The following is a 17,353-nucleotide window of genomic DNA, read 5'->3' as shown; positions in this document are numbered from 1 at the left end:
TCGCAAAAATCCGCCCCAGGCTTCTTTCATCTCTCTTTTGCTTTTCCCTCCTTCACGGGTGTCTTTTGACCATCTGCCTGATAATATGCCAGGGGGTGGGGGTTCTTCTCCCCGTTGAAATCATAAACGATGTCGTCTACTGCTTTTCTTACCTCCGGGTCCTTGGTCAGAGTCTCAAATCTCATCCCCGTAGTAGCCATATAAGGCAGCTCATCCCGGATAGTCTGGAGATATTTTTCAGCATCTGTAAATTCTTCCGGCGTGTCATAGGCATACGTTATTCGGCCCACGATCAGCGGTGCAGTTTTACTCGATTCTTCCATCATCGTTCCTCCCTAATCTTAGGCGCTTTCTTCTCCGAGGCATTGCCTGTCACCTCTTGATCTTCCGGCTGGCTCTGCTCCATATTCAATTCCATATCCAGCTCCAGCAGACGGTCACTCTTGGTTCTCAGCTCCTGTTCCTGGGGGAAGGGCTTGCCCAGTTCTTCCTGAGCCGCTGCCTGTTGACGGTACAGATTATCCAGCTTGGCCTCCACCTGGTTCAGCCGTTTCTCCATCTGCCCCAAGGCATTGTCCATGCGCAGGATATTCCCCCGTACATCTTGCCCCAGGGTAACAAGGTGGCTCATGTGGTTGTGCATCGTCAACTGACATTCTCCAAAGCCATTGAAGGATACACTCATTTCAAATCCACGGTAGCGCCCCACCTTAATCGCCTCTCCACCTGGGGCCACCCGACAGGCATCCAGCAGAGCCTCTCCTGCCTTCTCTTTGTCCGTCCACAACTGTCCCATAACCTCCATGCCTGCAAACCCATCCTTGGGGTGCGGGTGTTGCTCCAACACCTGCATATCCGCTTGGAAGCCCCGGATATAGCCCTTGTTCTCCTCTATGGCCCGGGGAAAATACGTCAACACCCGATCCTCCAAGCGATACTGCTGACTCTGGTGGTCGGCTTTCATCAGCCGAAGCCGAGCCACATCCACATCCAGGTCCATCCGCTCCTTGATGCGGGGGTCTCCGGCACACAGCGCCTTGATTTCAGCAAAGGACAAGGCCGTTTCATCCACATCATCGCAGGAGCGAACCGGGGATTTGCTGGTCATAATCTGGGAAATGAACCGCTGTTTGTTCTCCACCGTTTGCCAGAGATAGGCATCAAACGTGCCCTCTGTCACATAACGGTAGACATGTACGGTTTGATTTTGATTCCCCTGGCGGACAATACGCCCCTTGCGCTGCTCCAGGTCTCCTGGACGCCATGGGCAGTCCAGGTCATGAAGCGCAATCAGCCGATCCTGAACATTAGTGCCAGCTCCCATCTTGGAGGTACTGCCCATCAACACCCGCACCTGGCCGCTGCGCACTTTCCCAAATAGTTCTTTCTTCTTGGCGTCGGTATTGGCGTCGTGAATGAAGGCGATCTCCTTTTCCGGCACACCTCGCGCCATCAGCTTTTGCCGGATGTCCTCATAGACAGAAAATTCCGCCTCTCCGTCCGCCCCTTTGCTTTTCGGCGTAGATATATCACAAAATACCAGCTGGGTCAGCCGCTCGGTCTGACTGTCCTCCCAGATTTGGAAGATGTTATTCACGCACAGATTCACCTTGCTGCCCGGATCATCCGGTAACAAGGGATTGATAATACGCTGATCCAGTCCCAACTTGCGCCCATCGCTGGTGATTTTCAGCATATTATCTATGCTGGAATCCACGCTCCCACTGTGAACTTTTGCAGCCCGGTCAGATAACTCCTTGACCATGTGCTTCTGATGCTCAGTAGGCTGAGCCACCACATTGTGATACTCCACCTCCGGGGTGGGCAGGTGCAGCTGGTCAGCAGTTTTGATGTCTGCCACCTCTTTGAACAGATTCATCAACTCCGGGAGGTTATAGAACTTGGAGAATCGAGTGCGTACCCGGTAGCCAGTCCCCTCGGGAGCCAGCTCCATGGCCGACACCGTTTCGCCAAACCGACTGGCCCAACAATCAAAGTGGGCCATTTGGGTCTCCTTCAGCCGCTCATACTGGAGATACCGCTGCATGGTATACAGCTCCGTCATGGAGTTTGATACCGGAGTACCCGTGGCAAAAACGATGCCCCGGCTCCCGGTGATTTCATCCATATAGCGGCACTTGGCAAACATATCGCTGGATTTCTGCGCCTCTGTGGTGGATAGCCCCGCCACGTTGCGCATTTTTGTAAAGAGGAACAAGTTTTTGAACAGGTGTGCCTCGTCCACAAACAGGCGATCCACGCCCAACTGCTCAAACGTCACAACATCGTCCTTGCGCTCATCTGCCCTGAGCTTCTCCAGTTTGCTCTCCAGACTCTTTCGGGTGCGCTCCAGCTGTTTGATGGTAAACGACTCCCCGCCATTCTGCTTGACCTGGGCGATGCCCTCAGTAACTTCGTCGATCTGCTCCTGCAAGAGCCGCTCCTGCCGCTCCTGGCTGATGGGGATTTTCTCAAACTGGGAATGACCAATAATCACCGCATCGTAGTCACCCGTAGCAATGCGGGCACAGAAGCGTTTCCGGTTTCCCGGCTCAAAATCCTTTTTGCTGGTCACCAGAATGTTGGCGGAAGGATAAAGCCGTAAAAATTCGCTCCCCCACTGCCCTGTCAGGTGATTTGGCACCACAAAGAGAGATTTTTGGCACAAGCCCAGGCGTTTACTCTCCATGGCAGCGGCCACCATCTCAAAGGTCTTCCCTGCCCCTACCTCGTGGGCCAGGAGGGTATTACCGCCGTACAACACGTGGGCAATGGCATTCCTCTGATGTTCCCGCAAGGTAATCTCCGGGTTCATTCCTCCAAAGGTGATATGGCTGCCATCGTATTCCCGTGGCCTCGTGGCATTCATCTCCTCATTGTACTGAGCCACCAACTTCTGCCGCCGTTGCGGGTCCTTCCAAATCCAATCCCGGAAGGCATCCCGGATGGCCTGCTGCTTTTGCTGCGCCAAGGTGGTCTCCCTGGAGTTGAGCACACGCCGTTCCTTTCCATCCGGGTCCTCTACCTTGTCGTAAATGCGAATGTCTCGAAGGTTGAGAGATTCCTCCAGGATTTTATAAGCGCTGGCCCGGTCGGTGCCGTAGGTGGTGTGAGCAGCAATGTCATTGCAGGAAATATGGCTCTTGTGCGTGATCTGCCACTCTGCGGTGAAGGGACTATAATTGACCTGAACACTGTGCTGCAAATAATAGGGCGTGTCAAAAGTCTCATACATGAATTGTTGGATGTACTCTTTATCAATCCAGGTTGCACCCAGGCGCACCTCGATTTCCGATGCATCCAAATCCTTGGGCTGAGCCTTCTCCAAGGCCTCTACATTGATATGGAAGATGGGATTTGACTCCGCTGCCCGTTGTGCTTGTCGCAGCTTCACACGCACATTGCCAGACAGGTATGCATCTGCTGTCTCATAGCGTGCCCGCTGGTTTTGCGCTGTAGCTCCTGGCAAGCGGAAAATAACCCCTTCCAGCTCTTTGGCCAGTTCCTGTTCCGTCTTCCCCGTCAGCTGTGCCATATAGGGCATGTCCACCCCAGCTTTTTCTGCAATGGAGACCGCCAAGGCCTCACTGGCCGTGTCCACCGAGGTGACAACTTGATGGGGCTTAATGGTACGTTTTGTGAAAATATCCGCCTTCCGGAGTAGCTTTCCATCCTCATCCACTTCCTCCAGGGCAGACAGGAGATAGTAGGCGGAGTCATCCTCAAAGGCCAGCCGATTTGCTCGGCTGGTGATTTGCCCGTATTGGGCAGAAAAATCATCATAGAGCCGGTTCAGCTCCGCCTGTTTCTCCTGGATGTCACGGTCCGACGTGGTGGCGTCCATTTGCAGATCAATCAGCTGCTGGACACAATTTCGCAGCTCCACCATACCCTTTGCACGTGCCTCGGCTGTGGCATTGAGGTTAGGTCGCACCATGTAGCTGTCCTCACGATAATACAGGACACCCTTGACCATAGTATAGGAGTAGGGCTTCACAGACGGGTCTGCAGGGATCACATCTGCCGGCAACTGCACTTCCGTTCTGTTTGTCACCATTGGCTGGTAGGTGCCTCCAATATGCTGCACGGCCTCCTGGAGCTGCTGGGCAAGGTCTGCCCCCTCCAGAGGCGAGACCGTATAGGCCATGCCGTGAGCCGAGCTTTGCAGTTCCTCCCGGCCCAGCACCATATTGGGATGGTCCACAAAATATTGGTTGATGGTGTGGCCATACTGGTTTTGCCCTACTTGGGTCCACTCTGGCGCAAGCTCCACAGGCCGCTCCCGTTTCTGCAAAAAGATAATGTCAGAAACCACCTCAGTCCCGGCGTTGGCCTTAAAGGCGTTGTTGGGCAGTCGAATGGCTCCCAACAGCTCGGCCCGTTGGGCCAGGTATCGGCGCACCGTAGAATCCTTGGCGTCCATGGTATAGCGTGAGGTGACGAAGGCCACCACGCCCCCAGGGCGCACCTGGTCCAATGCTTTTGCAAAGAAGTAGTTGTGGATGTTAAAGTGCAGCTTGTTGTAGGCTTTGTCGTTGACCTGGTACTGCCCAAAAGGCACATTACCAATGGCCAGGTCATAGAAGTCCCGCCGATCGGTGGTCTCAAAGCCTGCCACCGTAATCTCCGCCCTGGGATAAAGCTGCTGGGCAATGCGTCCGCTGATGCTGTCCAGCTCCACGCCGTACAGCTTACTTCCGGTCATACGTTCCGGCAGCATTCCAAAGAAGTTGCCCACACCGCAGGACGGCTCCAGAATATTTCCCGTCTCAAACCCCATGCGCCCCACCGCATCGTACATGGCCCGGATGACAACGGGGCTGGTATAGTGGGCATTCAGGGTGGAGCCTCTGGCAGCGGCGTACTCCTCTGGCGTCAGCAGCTCTTTCAGTTGCTCATACTCCGTGCTCCAACTTTCCTTGTGCGGGTCAAAGGCATCGGCAAGGCCACCCCAGCCCACATACCGGGACAGGATCTGCTGCTGCTCCGGCGTTGCCTGTCCGGTGGTTTCCTCCAGGTATTTCAGCAACTTGATTGCCTCGACATTGGCCTGGAACTTAGCCTTGGGACCGCCTTCACCCAAGTGATCGTCAGTGATACGGAAATTCTCGGCGTTGCGGTGCAGATTGGTCTTGTATTCCTCAAAAGAGGCTTCCTCGGCAGCTTTGACATTGGAGAATGCCTGCCACTTGCCGTTAACCTGAACAGAAATTTGTGACTTCTCTTCTTGCTGAACATGCAAATGCGCAGGTAGCTCTTCACTACCTGCGCCCTCAGTTTCCTTATTTAATTGTAAATCAGCTCCGCCTTCAGAATCTCCTCGGCTTGCGCCTTGCAGTTGTTCATTAGCCCCACCCACTTCATCGGGTCGCTGGCCTTCAGCTGCTCTGTCGCTCCCGCTTCCTTCGCCAGCTCCGGCATCATCTGCTCCAGTCTCTCTCTGGCCGTCTGGTCGATCTCCCTCAGATGGGGGTACAGGGTCTCTCGGAGCAGCATGTGGTTGTAGATGATGGGCCGATGTTCCTTCAGGTATGCTTTCCGCATCCTGCCGTACTTGCCCAGAGGCGTGTCCTCCTGGTCGCTCAATTTTAACTTCGGAATCAAGCACTCCCCGCTCTGGACGTACTCCAGCTTGTCTTCCAAGCTGCTCTTCACGGTGTCTTTCATTCAGTTTTCTCCTTTCCTGAACCGCTTCACGATCCGCTCTGCGAATTGTTTCACCAATTTGCCGCAAAACCTGCTGGTTGATTTGGCTGACTGCTGACCCCAACGCCTCAATGGTAGCCGGAGTGTCAAAGTCGAAGATTGCCACAAAGTCCTGATAGTCAAAGTAGAACTCCGGCTTCAACCCACAGCGGAGCATGATGGAATATGCAATGCTTACTGTCGCAGCAGTCTTGAATCTAACCCCTACGTTGAACTCATCATACTCCTCCAAGAAAGAGTCGTCAAGGATACGAAGAATGTCCTTTTGATGATCTTTCCAATATTCATCGGATAGTTTTCGGGCTATGTCCATGATTTGTCGTTCAATGCTATTACCCCCTACCCCATAGGTACGCTCCAGCATAGCCGTCACAGGAACCACATGTTTATCTTCCAGTTCCCATAGCCACGGTGTCCGGGACTGTTCACTCACCGCAACTGTATCTGAGAGGTCAAACACATAGCGTATACGAGGCTTTCCTCCCGAGTCATCCAGCAAAGCAATCCCTTTTGCTCCACGCCGGATATACCGTCCCATCTTCTTATTCCACACATCATAGGAGGCACAGGCTGTGGCATCCGGTCGCTGCGCATGAATCAACAGCTGCTCATGATATGGATATTTGTAGAGCTGAGATACCGTGGTCAAAAAACTGATCCATTCAGTTCTACTGGTAGCCAGTTTACAGCCTTCATAAAAAGCCATCTCCCTGTAGTACTCCAATTTCGATGACATTTCTTTTTCTCCTCTCAACAAAAAGTGGGAAGCCCAATCGGGCTTCCCGCTGCTCATATGCTATTCTTCACCAAAATCCAGGTACAAATCCAGCCGTTCAAACTCGGCATCAGTCATGTCCCGAAGTTTGCCCAGGGTACTGTTTGTCAGTTCTAATAGCTCTGTCTCCTCTAGGGTTAGCTGTTTACACATTTCCGTCAGATTCGCTATCAAACCATTTCGGTCGCCAGGATTATAAAGACAAATTAAATTTTTCTCATCCCTGGTCATGAATTTCTTCACCTCCTCTGTTTTACATTGGCGTCCAGCAAGTAATCGTGACGCTTCCATCTGCATTGCACGTGTACATTATTAAGCCAGGACTGTGTTGATACAGCACAGAAGTGCCATCGTCCGCCAGGAGATCTGTCAACACGTTCTGTCCATGGTTGTATTTTTCTATGCACACATACTTTTCTTGCTGCGTTCCAAAATCAATAGTGGCAACTGTCTGACCTACTACAGCCCGTTTGATTCCGTCAAAGCCTTGATTGTCATGGTCAGATATGATGTCTCGAACGTCTCCAAGTACATCAGTGTAGATATAGGCTGCACTATCAACTGCATCAACAATCGCCTGGTTATCCTCACGGAGATCACGCCCAAAGAGAGCCACATTGATCCCAACATCCGCAATGGTCAGCCGTCCGATCATCCCCGGACGGCTGGCCATTTCCTCCACCACCCCATCTGGAGATTGGGTCGGCCTGGGTGTAGGCTCAGGGTTCTTGATAGGTTCTGGGGTTGGCTCTGGCGTGGACGTTGTCGGTGCCACTGGAGTCGAAGACAGTTCAGGCGTAGGTACAGGTGTGGGACCCGCAGTGGGCGTAGGTTTCGCCTCTGGAGCTGGAGATGTGGGTATCGGACTGGTAACGGAAGACGCCGATTCTCTTTCCTCGTTGGAAATAGACGCTTCCTTGCTCTGTCCAGCAGTTCCACCCACAGCTAGTACCAAAATCAGCATAATTCCACTCAAAACCGCTCGTTTTCTCCTTGTCAACTCTTGTCTCCCTCCCTGTTGTTAGTATGCCGGCATGCCATATCCCATAATTTCATAATACCCAACAGGGTAACTTCTCTGCCGGCATGCGTCCCCAGAATTTCCTTCGATGGTGTAGACACGCCCACCTTCCACCTTCTCCACAATACCCACATGATCCGATAATCCATCCTGGGGACCAGATAGGCCATCTGGGTCATCCCAGTCAAAGAAGATCAGCATACCAGGTGTTGGCTCTATGCTGTTGTCAGCCCATTGACCACGTTCCTTGAACCAGTTGATGCCGCCGACACATCCAGCAAATTTAGGGATGATTCCGTTTTCGATGTAACCACACTCGTTGGCGCACCAGGAGACAAAGCACGCACACCACTCCACATGAGAGCTGAAGCCATACCAGGACCAGTACGGCTCTCCCCCCACATTTCCAACCTGGGAAAGTGCTACTGCAACGATTTGTTCATCAGAGGCTCCAATGCCGTATAGCACAGATGTCCACAAGGAAGCATTTTCCTCGTCCAGCAACTCTACCATCATTTCTTTCTGCTCTTGGTCAAAATGGTATGCTTGTACCATTTCCTCGGCTGTCTTGTGGCTTACGGTAATGTACAGATAGATGTTGGTTACAGAGACTTCTTCCTCTAGGATGTTTCCATTCCCATCGTCAGTTTCCACCACTTCGGTCTCCGTTTTCGATTCTGTTCGATGGTCGATCTGATTCATTTCCCAAAATATATCCTCCAGCAGCCGCTTCTTATCCTCTGTCATCGTAGCCACTTCCTGTGGATGTTCTGGATCTGTAGTAGTTTTCACCGAATAGACAGACAGCACCTCCGGCCATACGGCTCGTGAGCCGGACATTTCCAACACATCGTGGGCCACCGATGTCTTGATGTGATCTAATTCATCCTGGTACTCCTGGTTGATCTCTCGAACCACCTGTTGCAGCGTCATAGCATCTCCGGCATCAGCATTGGAGAAGAAGATTCCAAAAAACGAGCCAGCAATCAGACCAACCACACACAGGACTACCACAGTCATCACGGCAACAGTGCCTCCTGCAACCAGGGCAGACAACAATACTTTCATTCCTACAAAGACGCCTTTTACCACAGAAATCGCCACATGTGCTGCTCTTCTGGCCATAGAAGATGAGATTCGAGCAGTAGCCTGACTAAGTTGTGCCGTCGCCCTGGATGTTCTGGCAACAGCAATCGCGGATTGCCTGGCAGCGGCAGCAGTCTTGCTGGCGCCTTGTACTGCCACCTGGGAGGATCTCTGTGCGGTCTTTACGGTCTTACCAGCCTTTCGCATGGACCCTTTGGCTGTATTCAGGGCGTCTTTCCCTGTCATCTCAATCGGGCGTTTTGCCTTGGATGATGCAGAAACTCCTTTAGAGCTGCTTTTGATGCGGTAAGATCGCTGCACTTTCTCCTGAGCGTATGTCTTGCCTTTTTGATATGCCTGAGAGGATGTTTCACTTCCTCGCCCACCTTGCACCGGAGCATCGCACTCTTGTGCTGCATGGCGTTCTTTATATTTTTGATACTCCTTTTTCCCTCTCCGCCATCCGGCCTTAACTCCGGCTTTTACACCAGCGGTGAGATCTCTCCTGGCATCCGAGACACCGTCCTTTATGGCCCCCTGCAAATTCTCCTGGGCATATTCATGGGCCGACCCTTCCTTGCCACTGGCAAAACTAGTGGCGCGTGTCTTCACTCGGTTCCCCGCATCAAGGGTATGGCTGCCCACCGTCACCGCTTTATTCAGCAGTTTGATGTCTTTGATGGTTTCTTTCACTTTAATGTCCCTCAAATGGCATAACCCCCTTCTGTAACACTAAAAACGGGAGGACAGGCCTATGCCTGTCCTCCTGCAAAATCGCCCTCGCCGGGGCGAGTTGTCATGCGTTGATACATTTTTGTATTCTTAGGGAAACGGTTGACAAAGGGCACCACTGCGCCTCCATAGCGGATTAGTCCACAGCCAGGCTCCGCATTGGTGACATAGCTCATCTGTTCATCTGAAATATTCAGCAGTTCTCCCAGCTTCTCCCGATCCTTGGCTGCCTGGTTGAGCATCACGATAAATTCACTGTTGGAAAGCATGGTACTGGCCTGCACTGAGTCCAGAAGATACTCAACATTCTGGGTAATGGCCGTGGGGTAGGCATTGCGCTTGCGGAACTGACGCCAAGCAGAATTGAAAAAGGCAGCGGAGAATTCATTTTCAAATACCACATGAAACTCATCAATGATGACATGGGTCCGCCTCCCCTTCTTCCAGTTCTGAGCCACACGGTTGAGCATAGTGTCGGTGATGACCAGTAGTCCTGCAGGTTTTAGCTGCTCTCCTAGTCCATGAATGTCAAAGACCACCACACGTTTGTTCAAATCCACCGTGCTCTCCCGCCCAAAGATGTTGAGGGAGCCTCTGGTGTACAGCTCCAGGGCCAGGGCCAGATCCTGGGCTTCCGGGTTTGGCTGCTCCAGCAGCTTTTCTCTCAAGTGGCAAAGTGTAGCCACATGACCGGATTTCTTTGCATCCTCATACACATACTCCACACAGCGGTCGATGATGGAATGCTGCTTTGCCCCAACAGCCGTTTTGTCAATGCGCTCCAGCAGAGACATGATAAACTGGGATTTTTCCACCAGCGGGTCTTCCCCACCGTATCCCTCCTCCATGTACATAGCGTTGAGTCTGTCTCCACCACTGGCGGAAATATTGGCTATGGTGACATTATCGATCCCTCGCAACATGCTCGCATACTCGCCTTCTGGGTCACAAATCAGGATATCGTCACCTGTACTCAGAAGCATGAGGAAAATCTGTAGTTTTGCCGTAAAGGATTTACCCGACCCGGGCACACCCAAAATAAAGGTGGACTGATTCATAAGATTTTCCAGATTACACATGATGAGGTTGTGAGAGATGGCATTCTCTCCGAAGTAGATTCCGCCCCGGTCCATGATTTCCTGGACCTTGAAGGGCATAAACACAGCCACAGACTCGGTGGTCAGAGTGCGAAAGGCGTCAATTTTTCGGATTCCAAAGGGCAATACCGTCTGGAGGCCATCCAGCTGCTGGTATCGCAGCACCGCCATCTGGCACATGTGACTGCGGGCAATGGCCAAAATAGTCTCCGTATCCCGATCCAGCTCTTCCTTGGTGTCTGCCACATGTACCATGGTGAGAACAGCAAACATCATGCGTTGATCCCGTGTGTTAACATCATTGATGTACTCTCTGGCCTCTTTTCTCTGCAATTCCATATCATAGGGAATAATGGCAGAAAAATTATTATTGGCATTTTGACGCCTCTGCCAATCGTTGATGTTCTTTTCCACGCCCATCACAATATTCTCAATGATCCGCATAGACTCATCGGTGGAGACGGGGCAAATATCAATGGAGAGCATGAGCTGGCGATTCAAATTGGTCAGCTCGGTCACCATGGAGTCCTTGATGAAGGAGGCGTAATCCTTCAGATAAAGCACACGGGCATACCGTTTCCCCAAGCGAAGGTAATCGCTGTGCTTCTCCACAGAATCCGGGCAAATGTAGTCTCGAAAATCATGCCCTTTCTTCATCATTTCTTTGAAATCCATGTGGTAACTGGAAGCATGTTCCGGCCAGAAAAAATCGTGGAAAATCCGCAGCCGTTCCACTGCATCCAATTCAGTACAACGAGACCCCAGGCGTCCATAGTAGGTGGTATATTCTGTCCCCACACGGGAGAAATAGTTTCTGGCTTCCTCGATATTCTTTTTTACCACGGAAGATGTGATGAATTTCTCCTGCACCAGCCCATGACTACCCATGGCCTTGTCCATGAGCAGTTGGTTGACCTCCTGTCGATACTCGTCCAGGCTGTCCCCACACAGGGACAGAAGAATGGCCTCCTCATAGCTTTTGCGATTGATGGGGTGGTTGGAAATCGTGATTTTGGCAGTGGCTTCGCTGTCCAGGGCATTCAGCAAATCCGAGTACTGCAAAAACATACTCTCCTGGTCTGCCTTGGATGCCACCTGATAGTTCACATCGGTGAACCGATAGGTCCTGGAAAACTTCTTCCCTACCTGAAACACGCCATCTTCCCACGCACGTCGGATAGGAAGAATATCCTGCACCTTGCCGGGAATGTGGAATGGCTCTTTTTCCCGTTGTTTTAACTTCCGAATGATTCTATTCATGCTTTGCTTTCACCTTCTTTTTATCCTTCTTAGCAGGCTTTACCCGCATAGCTTCGTGGTAGATGTTGTTGGCCCGGAATACGAGATGCTTTGGCGTCAGAAACTCAGAACGAATCCAAGCCCAGAAAAACTGCTCCGCCGTCATTCCGTGATAGCGGACAAACCCCATGGCTCCAAATGGTACCGCAGCCACAATACACAGCCAGCTGACAATCTCGTTCCCCAAATGAGGTTCAAAAAGAAAATAGGTGCCAACAGCTGATGCAGCAGCTAAAACAGAACACACAGTCTGTCTTAAAGACAGTCCAAAAAAGATTGCTTCTGTGAATTCTCGAATTTCTCGATTGATTTTAACCTCCAAAATTCGTCCTCCTTTACAGGCCCATCATTTCCTTGACAACACGATCAGCCATTTTTACCGTCCCTACCAGGATCAGCATATTAAATGCCAACTCTGCGATGTAGTTCCAAACCATCGTGGCGGCTGCGGCATCCGGATTGACGGTGGGTGGCGATGAGGCAAACACGGAAAAAATTACACAAGCCAGGACAATGATCGCTCCTTCCAAACAGACCGCAGCATAGCTCTTCAAAAAGCTGATTCCCACGCTCTGGGTGGGCGATCCCGCAAAGCTGGACAGTGGAATGGGAGCAATGGCTGTGTACATATACAGGCGAAAAAAGCGGCCATATACGCTAAATATCATGATGAAGCACAGCACCGTCACCAGCAGTCCACCAATCATCGTAATGGCCCAGAGAGGTATGGATTCTACAAACCCGCAATCCTCCACGGCATCAATGATTTCCTGGGGAAGCACGGTATCTTGTGGTGTTCCAAAGCCTGCGGAATTCATAATGGTTGAGATGACACCCTGCACGATACTGAGCAGTGCCAACATCAGCTCCATCCCGTAGGTTATAACCCCTTTGGCAATTGCAAAGCGGATAAAAATTCTAAATACCTGTTCCGGTCTTTTCATCTCTACGAATGTGCCACAGGTTTTTACAACACCAACCAAGAAAAACAGCACAAGCAGCGAATAGCCTATTGCTTGTAATGCACCATGGATATTGAGTACGATGCGCCAAATCGCTCCTCCCTGGAAGTTTTCTGGCGACATCGTTATCAGTGTCCAAATATCACTCAGGGTGGAATTCCAGCGATTCAATATGTCCTGAAGGTTCTGAACCACCCAGTTGTCCGACATTCAAAAGCCTCCTTTCAAGTGAGGGGCGGGAAAGTCACCCGCCCCCACGTATTTTTATCAGCCAGAGATGAGTGTGAGGATTTCCTTGGCGAAAAAGATGATAAGTCCACCCAGGGCCGCGAGAATCCCGTTGGACCGCTGAGAGGGATCATGCGACTGAATGGACAAGCCAACCTGGACAATACCCCAGCCAACGATAATTCCACCCACAGCTTTGATGAGGGCGAAAATGAGATCAGACAGGTTATTGACCACAGTAACAGGGTCACTTCCTTCTGCGTGCGCCGGAGCAGTCAGGCCCACCAGAATCGCCATGGCCAACACAGTCATGGCATAGCGACGAAACCAATTCTTTTCCTTATTCGGGGCGGTCAATTTGCGCTGGATGTTGGCTTCATGCTTCTTATTGATTTTCATATTGTTGTTCCTCCATATAATTCAAATATTCTTCCAGCTCCTGTTCTGAAAGAAGCTCATAATTGGAGGCCGCACCCTCATAGGCTACGGCCTGTTCTAACAGTTGTTCATCAACGATGATACTGGCAAAGCTGCGGGTATCCTCTCCATGCACATAGGCCGGGGCACCACCATCGGTGGTAAGAGCCAGGTTTGGATGCTTCATGATGTCATATTTGAGGTCCATAATGGGGCGCTCTCCCCGGATAAATAAAAGTGCGTAGCGGTTATCCATCATACGCACTTCATCGGGGGTCATCAGCTCTCGGCCTGCCAGCTGCCAGTTGGTGGAGTAACTTCCATTCCGTCCCTTGGACTGCCCATAGGTATTCATGTCAATGGTTTCCTTCCCCAGCAGCTCGGACACATACTTGTGGGTAGACTGCTCATTGCCGCCCAGGTAGAGAAATTCATCGCAGTTGCCTACGATGCTTTCCCACTGCTTTTCAAACAGAGCCTTCAGCTGCGCCAGGTTCTGGATGATGATGGATACAGAGATCTCACGACTTCTCATGGTGGCCAGCAGCTTGTCGAATTCATCGGGCAGTGCCACGTTGGCGAACTCGTCCATGACAAAGTGAACGTGGATGGGGAGCCGTCCTACGTGTACCACATCGGCCTGGTAATAGAGCTGCTGAAAGAGCTGGGTATACAGCATACCGACGATGAAGTTAAAGGAGCTGTCGTTATCTGGGATGACAGCGAACACAGCCGTCTTCTGTTCTCCGAGGCTCCACAGTTCCATCTCGTCATGCTGCGTGATACTGGCCAAGGAAGTCAAATTAAACTTCTCCAAGCGAGAAATCAGGGTGATTTGAATGGACTTCAACGTCTTGGCAGAACCAGAGTGGTAGCTTCGATAATACTTCAGGGCAATGTGCTCCGGGTTACGCCGCTCCAGCCGATCGAACAGCTCATCGAGGGGAGACTGGTATTCATCGTCATCCTCTCGCACCTCTCCGGCTCGAATCATTTCCATGACCATGGGGAAATTCTGCTCCTCTGGTGGTGCCTCATAATAGAGGTAAAACACCAGAGCCAGTAACAGCATAGTAGCTGCCTGGTCCCAGAACGGGTCCTGGGTCTGTGTTCCTTTGGGCGTGGTATTCTTGAAGAGATTTGTTACCAGACGCTGGATGTCATTATCACTGCGCAGGTACACAAAGGGATTGTAACAATGGCTCCGGTCCATGTTGACAAGATCAACGACCTTAATCACATAGCCATTCGACTCCAAGAGATTTCCAGTATCTCGCAGCAGCTCACCCTTTGGGTCCAATACCACGAAGCTGGTATTGCAGTTCATGATATTATCCTTGGCAAAGAATCTGGTTTTACCTGCACCAGAGCCACCACAACAGAGGATATTGAGGTTTCGCTGATGTTTCCGCCCGTCCAGGCCAATGGCCACGTTCTGGGTCAGAATCTTGTTTTCGGTTTTCACCTTGCTGGCATATTTCTTATTCACAGCACTGGGCGATCCCCATCTAGCGGAACCGTGTTCTTCTCTGCGTCTGTAATTGCGGTTTGTGGATAAGTAGATACCCAAAATGCACCCATATAGCAGCCAAAAAATAAGGACTGACTTCACACTGTTCTGGCACCATTGCACCCGAAACGGGCTTTCAAATGCAGCTGCTGCATTGGCAACGATCCCCGGCAGTCCACCTTCCAGGTAAGGAGCCAGCAGCAACCCACACCAGGCTACCGGAATCATCCCACACACATAGAGGATCAGCCTTGGCTTAGAAAACTTATCTTGTCTCACGGGACAGCAGTCCTTTCTTTTTCGGCTTGGCCTGTATCACCTTCAGCATCGCACGGGCCACGTCCTCCGTGGGTTTCTTCTCCTTCAGCAACTGATTTCGGTACTCGTTCATTCCTCGCACCAGAATCCGCTGTTCATAATCCGTCAGGGTTACAACGACCTCTTTCTCCACAACTTATCTCCCCTTTCCCTTGGGTACTTTGGGCTTCGGCGTCCGGTTGGTTGGAGTCTTGGCCTGCTGAGGGCCTCTTGCCGCATTCTTCCCCTGTTGCTCCCGAATGTTCCGCAGCTCCTGCTTTACAGAAGGCTTGGCATTGGGTTTAGAGGTGCCCCCTGCGGCTCGTCTGGCTTCGTAGGTAGGCTCGGACGGACTGGACTTTGCCTCCCGGCCTTTGGTGGGGTTTGTGCTCTGCCCTCGTTCTTCCTGTTGATGGGTCTGGATTTCTCCCTCTCCCGCCTTCTCCAATCCTCGTTCCAGGTCCTGCTCGATGGTCCCCATGTCCACCGTGGCCATCTCGAATTTTTCGAAAATTCGATTGATCTTGGAGGCATCCTCTGCTCGGACCATGACATCCACCACACTGTCCTTGGAGTTTTTGGACTTCAAGACACAATACAGCACACCATACCGCTTGGCCTCCTGGCAGAAAGTCTTCAGGTCCTCCGGCTTTACCGCAAAGACCCGAAGTTCCTTGCCACTGCGCAGCATGGTGTTCATTCTGGCCTTTCCCCTTGTCTTTTTCTGCTCCTTCAGAATGGCATAGATCAGAATTGCCAATTGCTTTGCAGCAGCACCTGTAATTCTCAAGCCAAACTCAAGGCCATTGAAGGACATTTTCACGACCTGGTCTGCTGCATCTCCGGCTGGATTCATTTGTTTTCTCTCCTTCCTGAATCTGGTTGTTTATGTCTATCAGGTTTCTTTCCACCTGTTTAGACCGTTCTTTGATTTCGCTACACAGTCCGATCTCATCCCGTGCAGCTTTTATCTGAACCGACAACTCAGCAATCTGGGATTTCAACCCATCAACGGTCTCCCCGTTTCCGGCCCTGGTTGCCGCCTTCAGACGATTGCGCAATGCCCGGCGCTGCTGGATCAGCTGCTCCACCTTGCCCTCCAGGCCGTTTTGGTAGACTTCCAGCTGTTGCTCCGTGTCAATGCCCTCTCGGCCCAGCAGACGGGTCTGGGCAATATATCGCTCCATCTTCTTCACATCCTCACGCAACAAAAAAGACACCCGTTTAACGGATGCCGGATGTTTAACAATGATGTGAAGTTCATAGCAGTAACGAAAGTACAGTGCCCGCAGCCCCTTGCACTTCATAGTCGGGTGGCTCCACATTTCCTGTCGGAGCCGAGATGCAGCCTCTTGCTCCGCCTCTGGGAAAGGCACTCGTTTTCGCATATTTTCATAGACCCGGTCTATGATCTCGTCCAGGTCATAGCCATCTCCCAGACGGTGGAATCGAAAAAAGCCCTTGGCTCCCGGTGGCTTCAAAGCTGGGTACTTCAGACGTTCTCCGTCTGCCCTGCGGGTCTTGAATTGGTAGCCCATCTCCTGCATGGTTCGGATGAAACCCTGCTCGGTGGTGGCGGATGCAACGGCCCGGTCAATGTCTGCCCGGATGGTGCTGCGCTGGGTGGGCACTCCATCTTGTTCCGCCTTCCACTCGCTGTAGCTTTTCTTTCGCCCTCCAGGCCGCTCCACCACGGACAAGCCAGCTTCCCGACATAGGCGGTCTGACACCTCTCGCATCCGCCTGTAATCTGCCTTGGAGTTGTAGAACTTTTTCCCGTCTGCAAAGGACACCGAATTAACCACAAAGTGGTTGTGATAATGATTGGTGTTACAGTGGGTAGCTACCACCACTTCAAAACGATCTCCCCACAATTCCTTTGCCAAAGCGACCCCCAGCGCATGGGCCTGCTCTGCCGTCACCTCTCCCTCCTGAAAGGACTGATAGCCGTGATAGCAGACGCGCTTGTCTTCTACCTTTCTCCAGAACCGCTTTGTACTCAGAAATTGTTGGGCAGCATTTCTCTCTGTACAGTTAAGACAACTTACATATGAGCGCTTCTCTGTTTTCACCTCATCTGCTGCGTACTCCACGACACCGTTGACCGCATGAAGGGCAATCAAGTCTGGAAGGAATTCTTCAGTAGTTTTTTCTGGGTTCATCACATAATCGATGACCTGGCTTAGCCGCCCTTTGATGGCCCACATAGCTGTCACTGCCATC

14 protein-coding genes are annotated in these 17,353 nt (G+C 51.6%); all 14 read right to left on the bottom strand.

What is annotated here, in order from left to right; translation table 11 throughout:
• Positions 1-26: 26 nt before the first annotated feature.
• Positions 27-326 (bottom strand): hypothetical protein, encoded by a 300-nt coding sequence (locus B5G37_RS03505; RefSeq protein ID WP_143482866.1) that lies wholly within the window; start codon positions 324-326, stop codon positions 27-29.
• On the bottom strand, positions 323-5,242 hold the full coding sequence (locus B5G37_RS03500) for an SNF2-related protein (protein ID WP_242962742.1): 4,920 nt from the start codon (positions 5,240-5,242) through the stop codon (positions 323-325). Before B5G37_RS03500 ends, B5G37_RS03505 begins: the two co-directional genes overlap by 4 nt.
• Before the next feature lie 44 nt (positions 5,243-5,286).
• Positions 5,287-5,667, bottom strand: coding sequence for a TnpV protein (locus B5G37_RS15685; protein WP_242962741.1), 381 nt, complete (start codon positions 5,665-5,667; stop codon positions 5,287-5,289).
• Between the two features lie 835 nt (positions 5,668-6,502).
• Positions 6,503-6,712 carry a transposon-transfer assisting family protein gene (locus tag B5G37_RS03495; RefSeq protein WP_087253958.1) on the bottom strand — a complete coding sequence of 70 codons (210 nt, stop codon included), beginning with the start codon at positions 6,710-6,712 and terminating at the stop codon, positions 6,503-6,505.
• A 22-nt stretch (positions 6,713-6,734) separates the two neighbouring features.
• Positions 6,735-7,154, bottom strand: coding sequence for a hypothetical protein (locus B5G37_RS03490; protein ID WP_087253955.1), 420 nt, complete (start codon positions 7,152-7,154; stop codon positions 6,735-6,737).
• A gap of 348 nt (positions 7,155-7,502) precedes the next feature.
• Positions 7,503-9,296, bottom strand: a complete 1,794-nt coding sequence (locus tag B5G37_RS03485) for a CHAP domain-containing protein (protein WP_242962740.1) — start codon at positions 9,294-9,296, stop codon at positions 7,503-7,505.
• A 44-nt stretch (positions 9,297-9,340) separates the two neighbouring features.
• A complete protein-coding gene (locus tag B5G37_RS03480; RefSeq protein WP_087253952.1) occupies positions 9,341-11,677 on the bottom strand; it encodes a DUF87 domain-containing protein in 2,337 nt (778 codons plus the stop codon).
• Positions 11,670-12,038, bottom strand: coding sequence for a PrgI family protein (locus B5G37_RS03475; RefSeq protein ID WP_087253949.1), 369 nt, complete (start codon positions 12,036-12,038; stop codon positions 11,670-11,672). Before B5G37_RS03475 ends, B5G37_RS03480 begins: the two co-directional genes overlap by 8 nt.
• 13 nt (positions 12,039-12,051) lie before the next feature.
• Positions 12,052-12,888: a hypothetical protein gene (locus B5G37_RS03470; protein WP_087253946.1), complete on the bottom strand. Its 837-nt coding sequence runs from the start codon at positions 12,886-12,888 to the stop codon at positions 12,052-12,054.
• A gap of 57 nt (positions 12,889-12,945) precedes the next feature.
• Complete coding sequence (locus B5G37_RS03465; protein ID WP_087253943.1) at positions 12,946-13,305, bottom strand: TrbC/VirB2 family protein; 360 nt, start codon at positions 13,303-13,305, stop codon at positions 12,946-12,948.
• Positions 13,292-15,061 carry a type IV secretory system conjugative DNA transfer family protein gene (locus B5G37_RS03460; protein WP_087253940.1) on the bottom strand — a complete coding sequence of 590 codons (1,770 nt, stop codon included), beginning with the start codon at positions 15,059-15,061 and terminating at the stop codon, positions 13,292-13,294. The genes B5G37_RS03465 and B5G37_RS03460 overlap by 14 nt, the downstream gene beginning before the upstream one ends.
• A gap of 37 nt (positions 15,062-15,098) precedes the next feature.
• Positions 15,099-15,284, bottom strand: a complete 186-nt coding sequence (locus B5G37_RS03455) for a hypothetical protein (protein ID WP_087253937.1) — start codon at positions 15,282-15,284, stop codon at positions 15,099-15,101.
• A 3-nt stretch (positions 15,285-15,287) separates the two neighbouring features.
• Positions 15,288-15,947, bottom strand: a complete 660-nt coding sequence (locus B5G37_RS03450) for a PcfB family protein (protein WP_242962747.1) — start codon at positions 15,945-15,947, stop codon at positions 15,288-15,290.
• Positions 15,928-17,292, bottom strand: coding sequence for a relaxase/mobilization nuclease domain-containing protein (locus B5G37_RS03445; RefSeq protein ID WP_242962746.1), 1,365 nt, complete (start codon positions 17,290-17,292; stop codon positions 15,928-15,930). Before B5G37_RS03445 ends, B5G37_RS03450 begins: the two co-directional genes overlap by 20 nt.
• Between the last annotated feature and the right edge of the window lie 61 nt (positions 17,293-17,353).

Origin of the sequence: Pseudoflavonifractor sp. An85, assembly GCF_002161235.1 — a bacterium.
GTDB lineage: Bacteria > Bacillota > Clostridia > Oscillospirales > Oscillospiraceae > Enterenecus.
The sequence above is the reverse complement of the archived record's forward strand: the minus strand, read 5'-3'. Positions and strand labels throughout refer to the sequence as shown.

Coding starts and splice junctions, on each gene's coding strand:
- B5G37_RS03505 (WP_143482866.1), bottom strand. CDS start 326: ATGATGGAAGAATCGAGTAAAACTGCACCGCTGATCGTGGGCCGAATA.
- B5G37_RS15685 (WP_242962741.1), bottom strand. CDS start 5,667: ATGAAAGACACCGTGAAGAGCAGCTTGGAAGACAAGCTGGAGTACGTC.
- B5G37_RS03495 (WP_087253958.1), bottom strand. CDS start 6,712: ATGACCAGGGATGAGAAAAATTTAATTTGTCTTTATAATCCTGGCGAC.
- B5G37_RS03490 (WP_087253955.1), bottom strand. CDS start 7,154: ATGGCCAGCCGTCCGGGGATGATCGGACGGCTGACCATTGCGGATGTT.
- B5G37_RS03480 (WP_087253952.1), bottom strand. CDS start 11,677: ATGAATAGAATCATTCGGAAGTTAAAACAACGGGAAAAAGAGCCATTC.
- B5G37_RS03470 (WP_087253946.1), bottom strand. CDS start 12,888: ATGTCGGACAACTGGGTGGTTCAGAACCTTCAGGACATATTGAATCGC.
- B5G37_RS03465 (WP_087253943.1), bottom strand. CDS start 13,305: ATGAAAATCAATAAGAAGCATGAAGCCAACATCCAGCGCAAATTGACC.
- B5G37_RS03460 (WP_087253940.1), bottom strand. CDS start 15,061: ATGATTCCGGTAGCCTGGTGTGGGTTGCTGCTGGCTCCTTACCTGGAA.
- B5G37_RS03450 (WP_242962747.1), bottom strand. CDS start 15,947: ATGTCCTTCAATGGCCTTGAGTTTGGCTTGAGAATTACAGGTGCTGCT.
- B5G37_RS03445 (WP_242962746.1), bottom strand. CDS start 17,292: ATGAACCCAGAAAAAACTACTGAAGAATTCCTTCCAGACTTGATTGCC.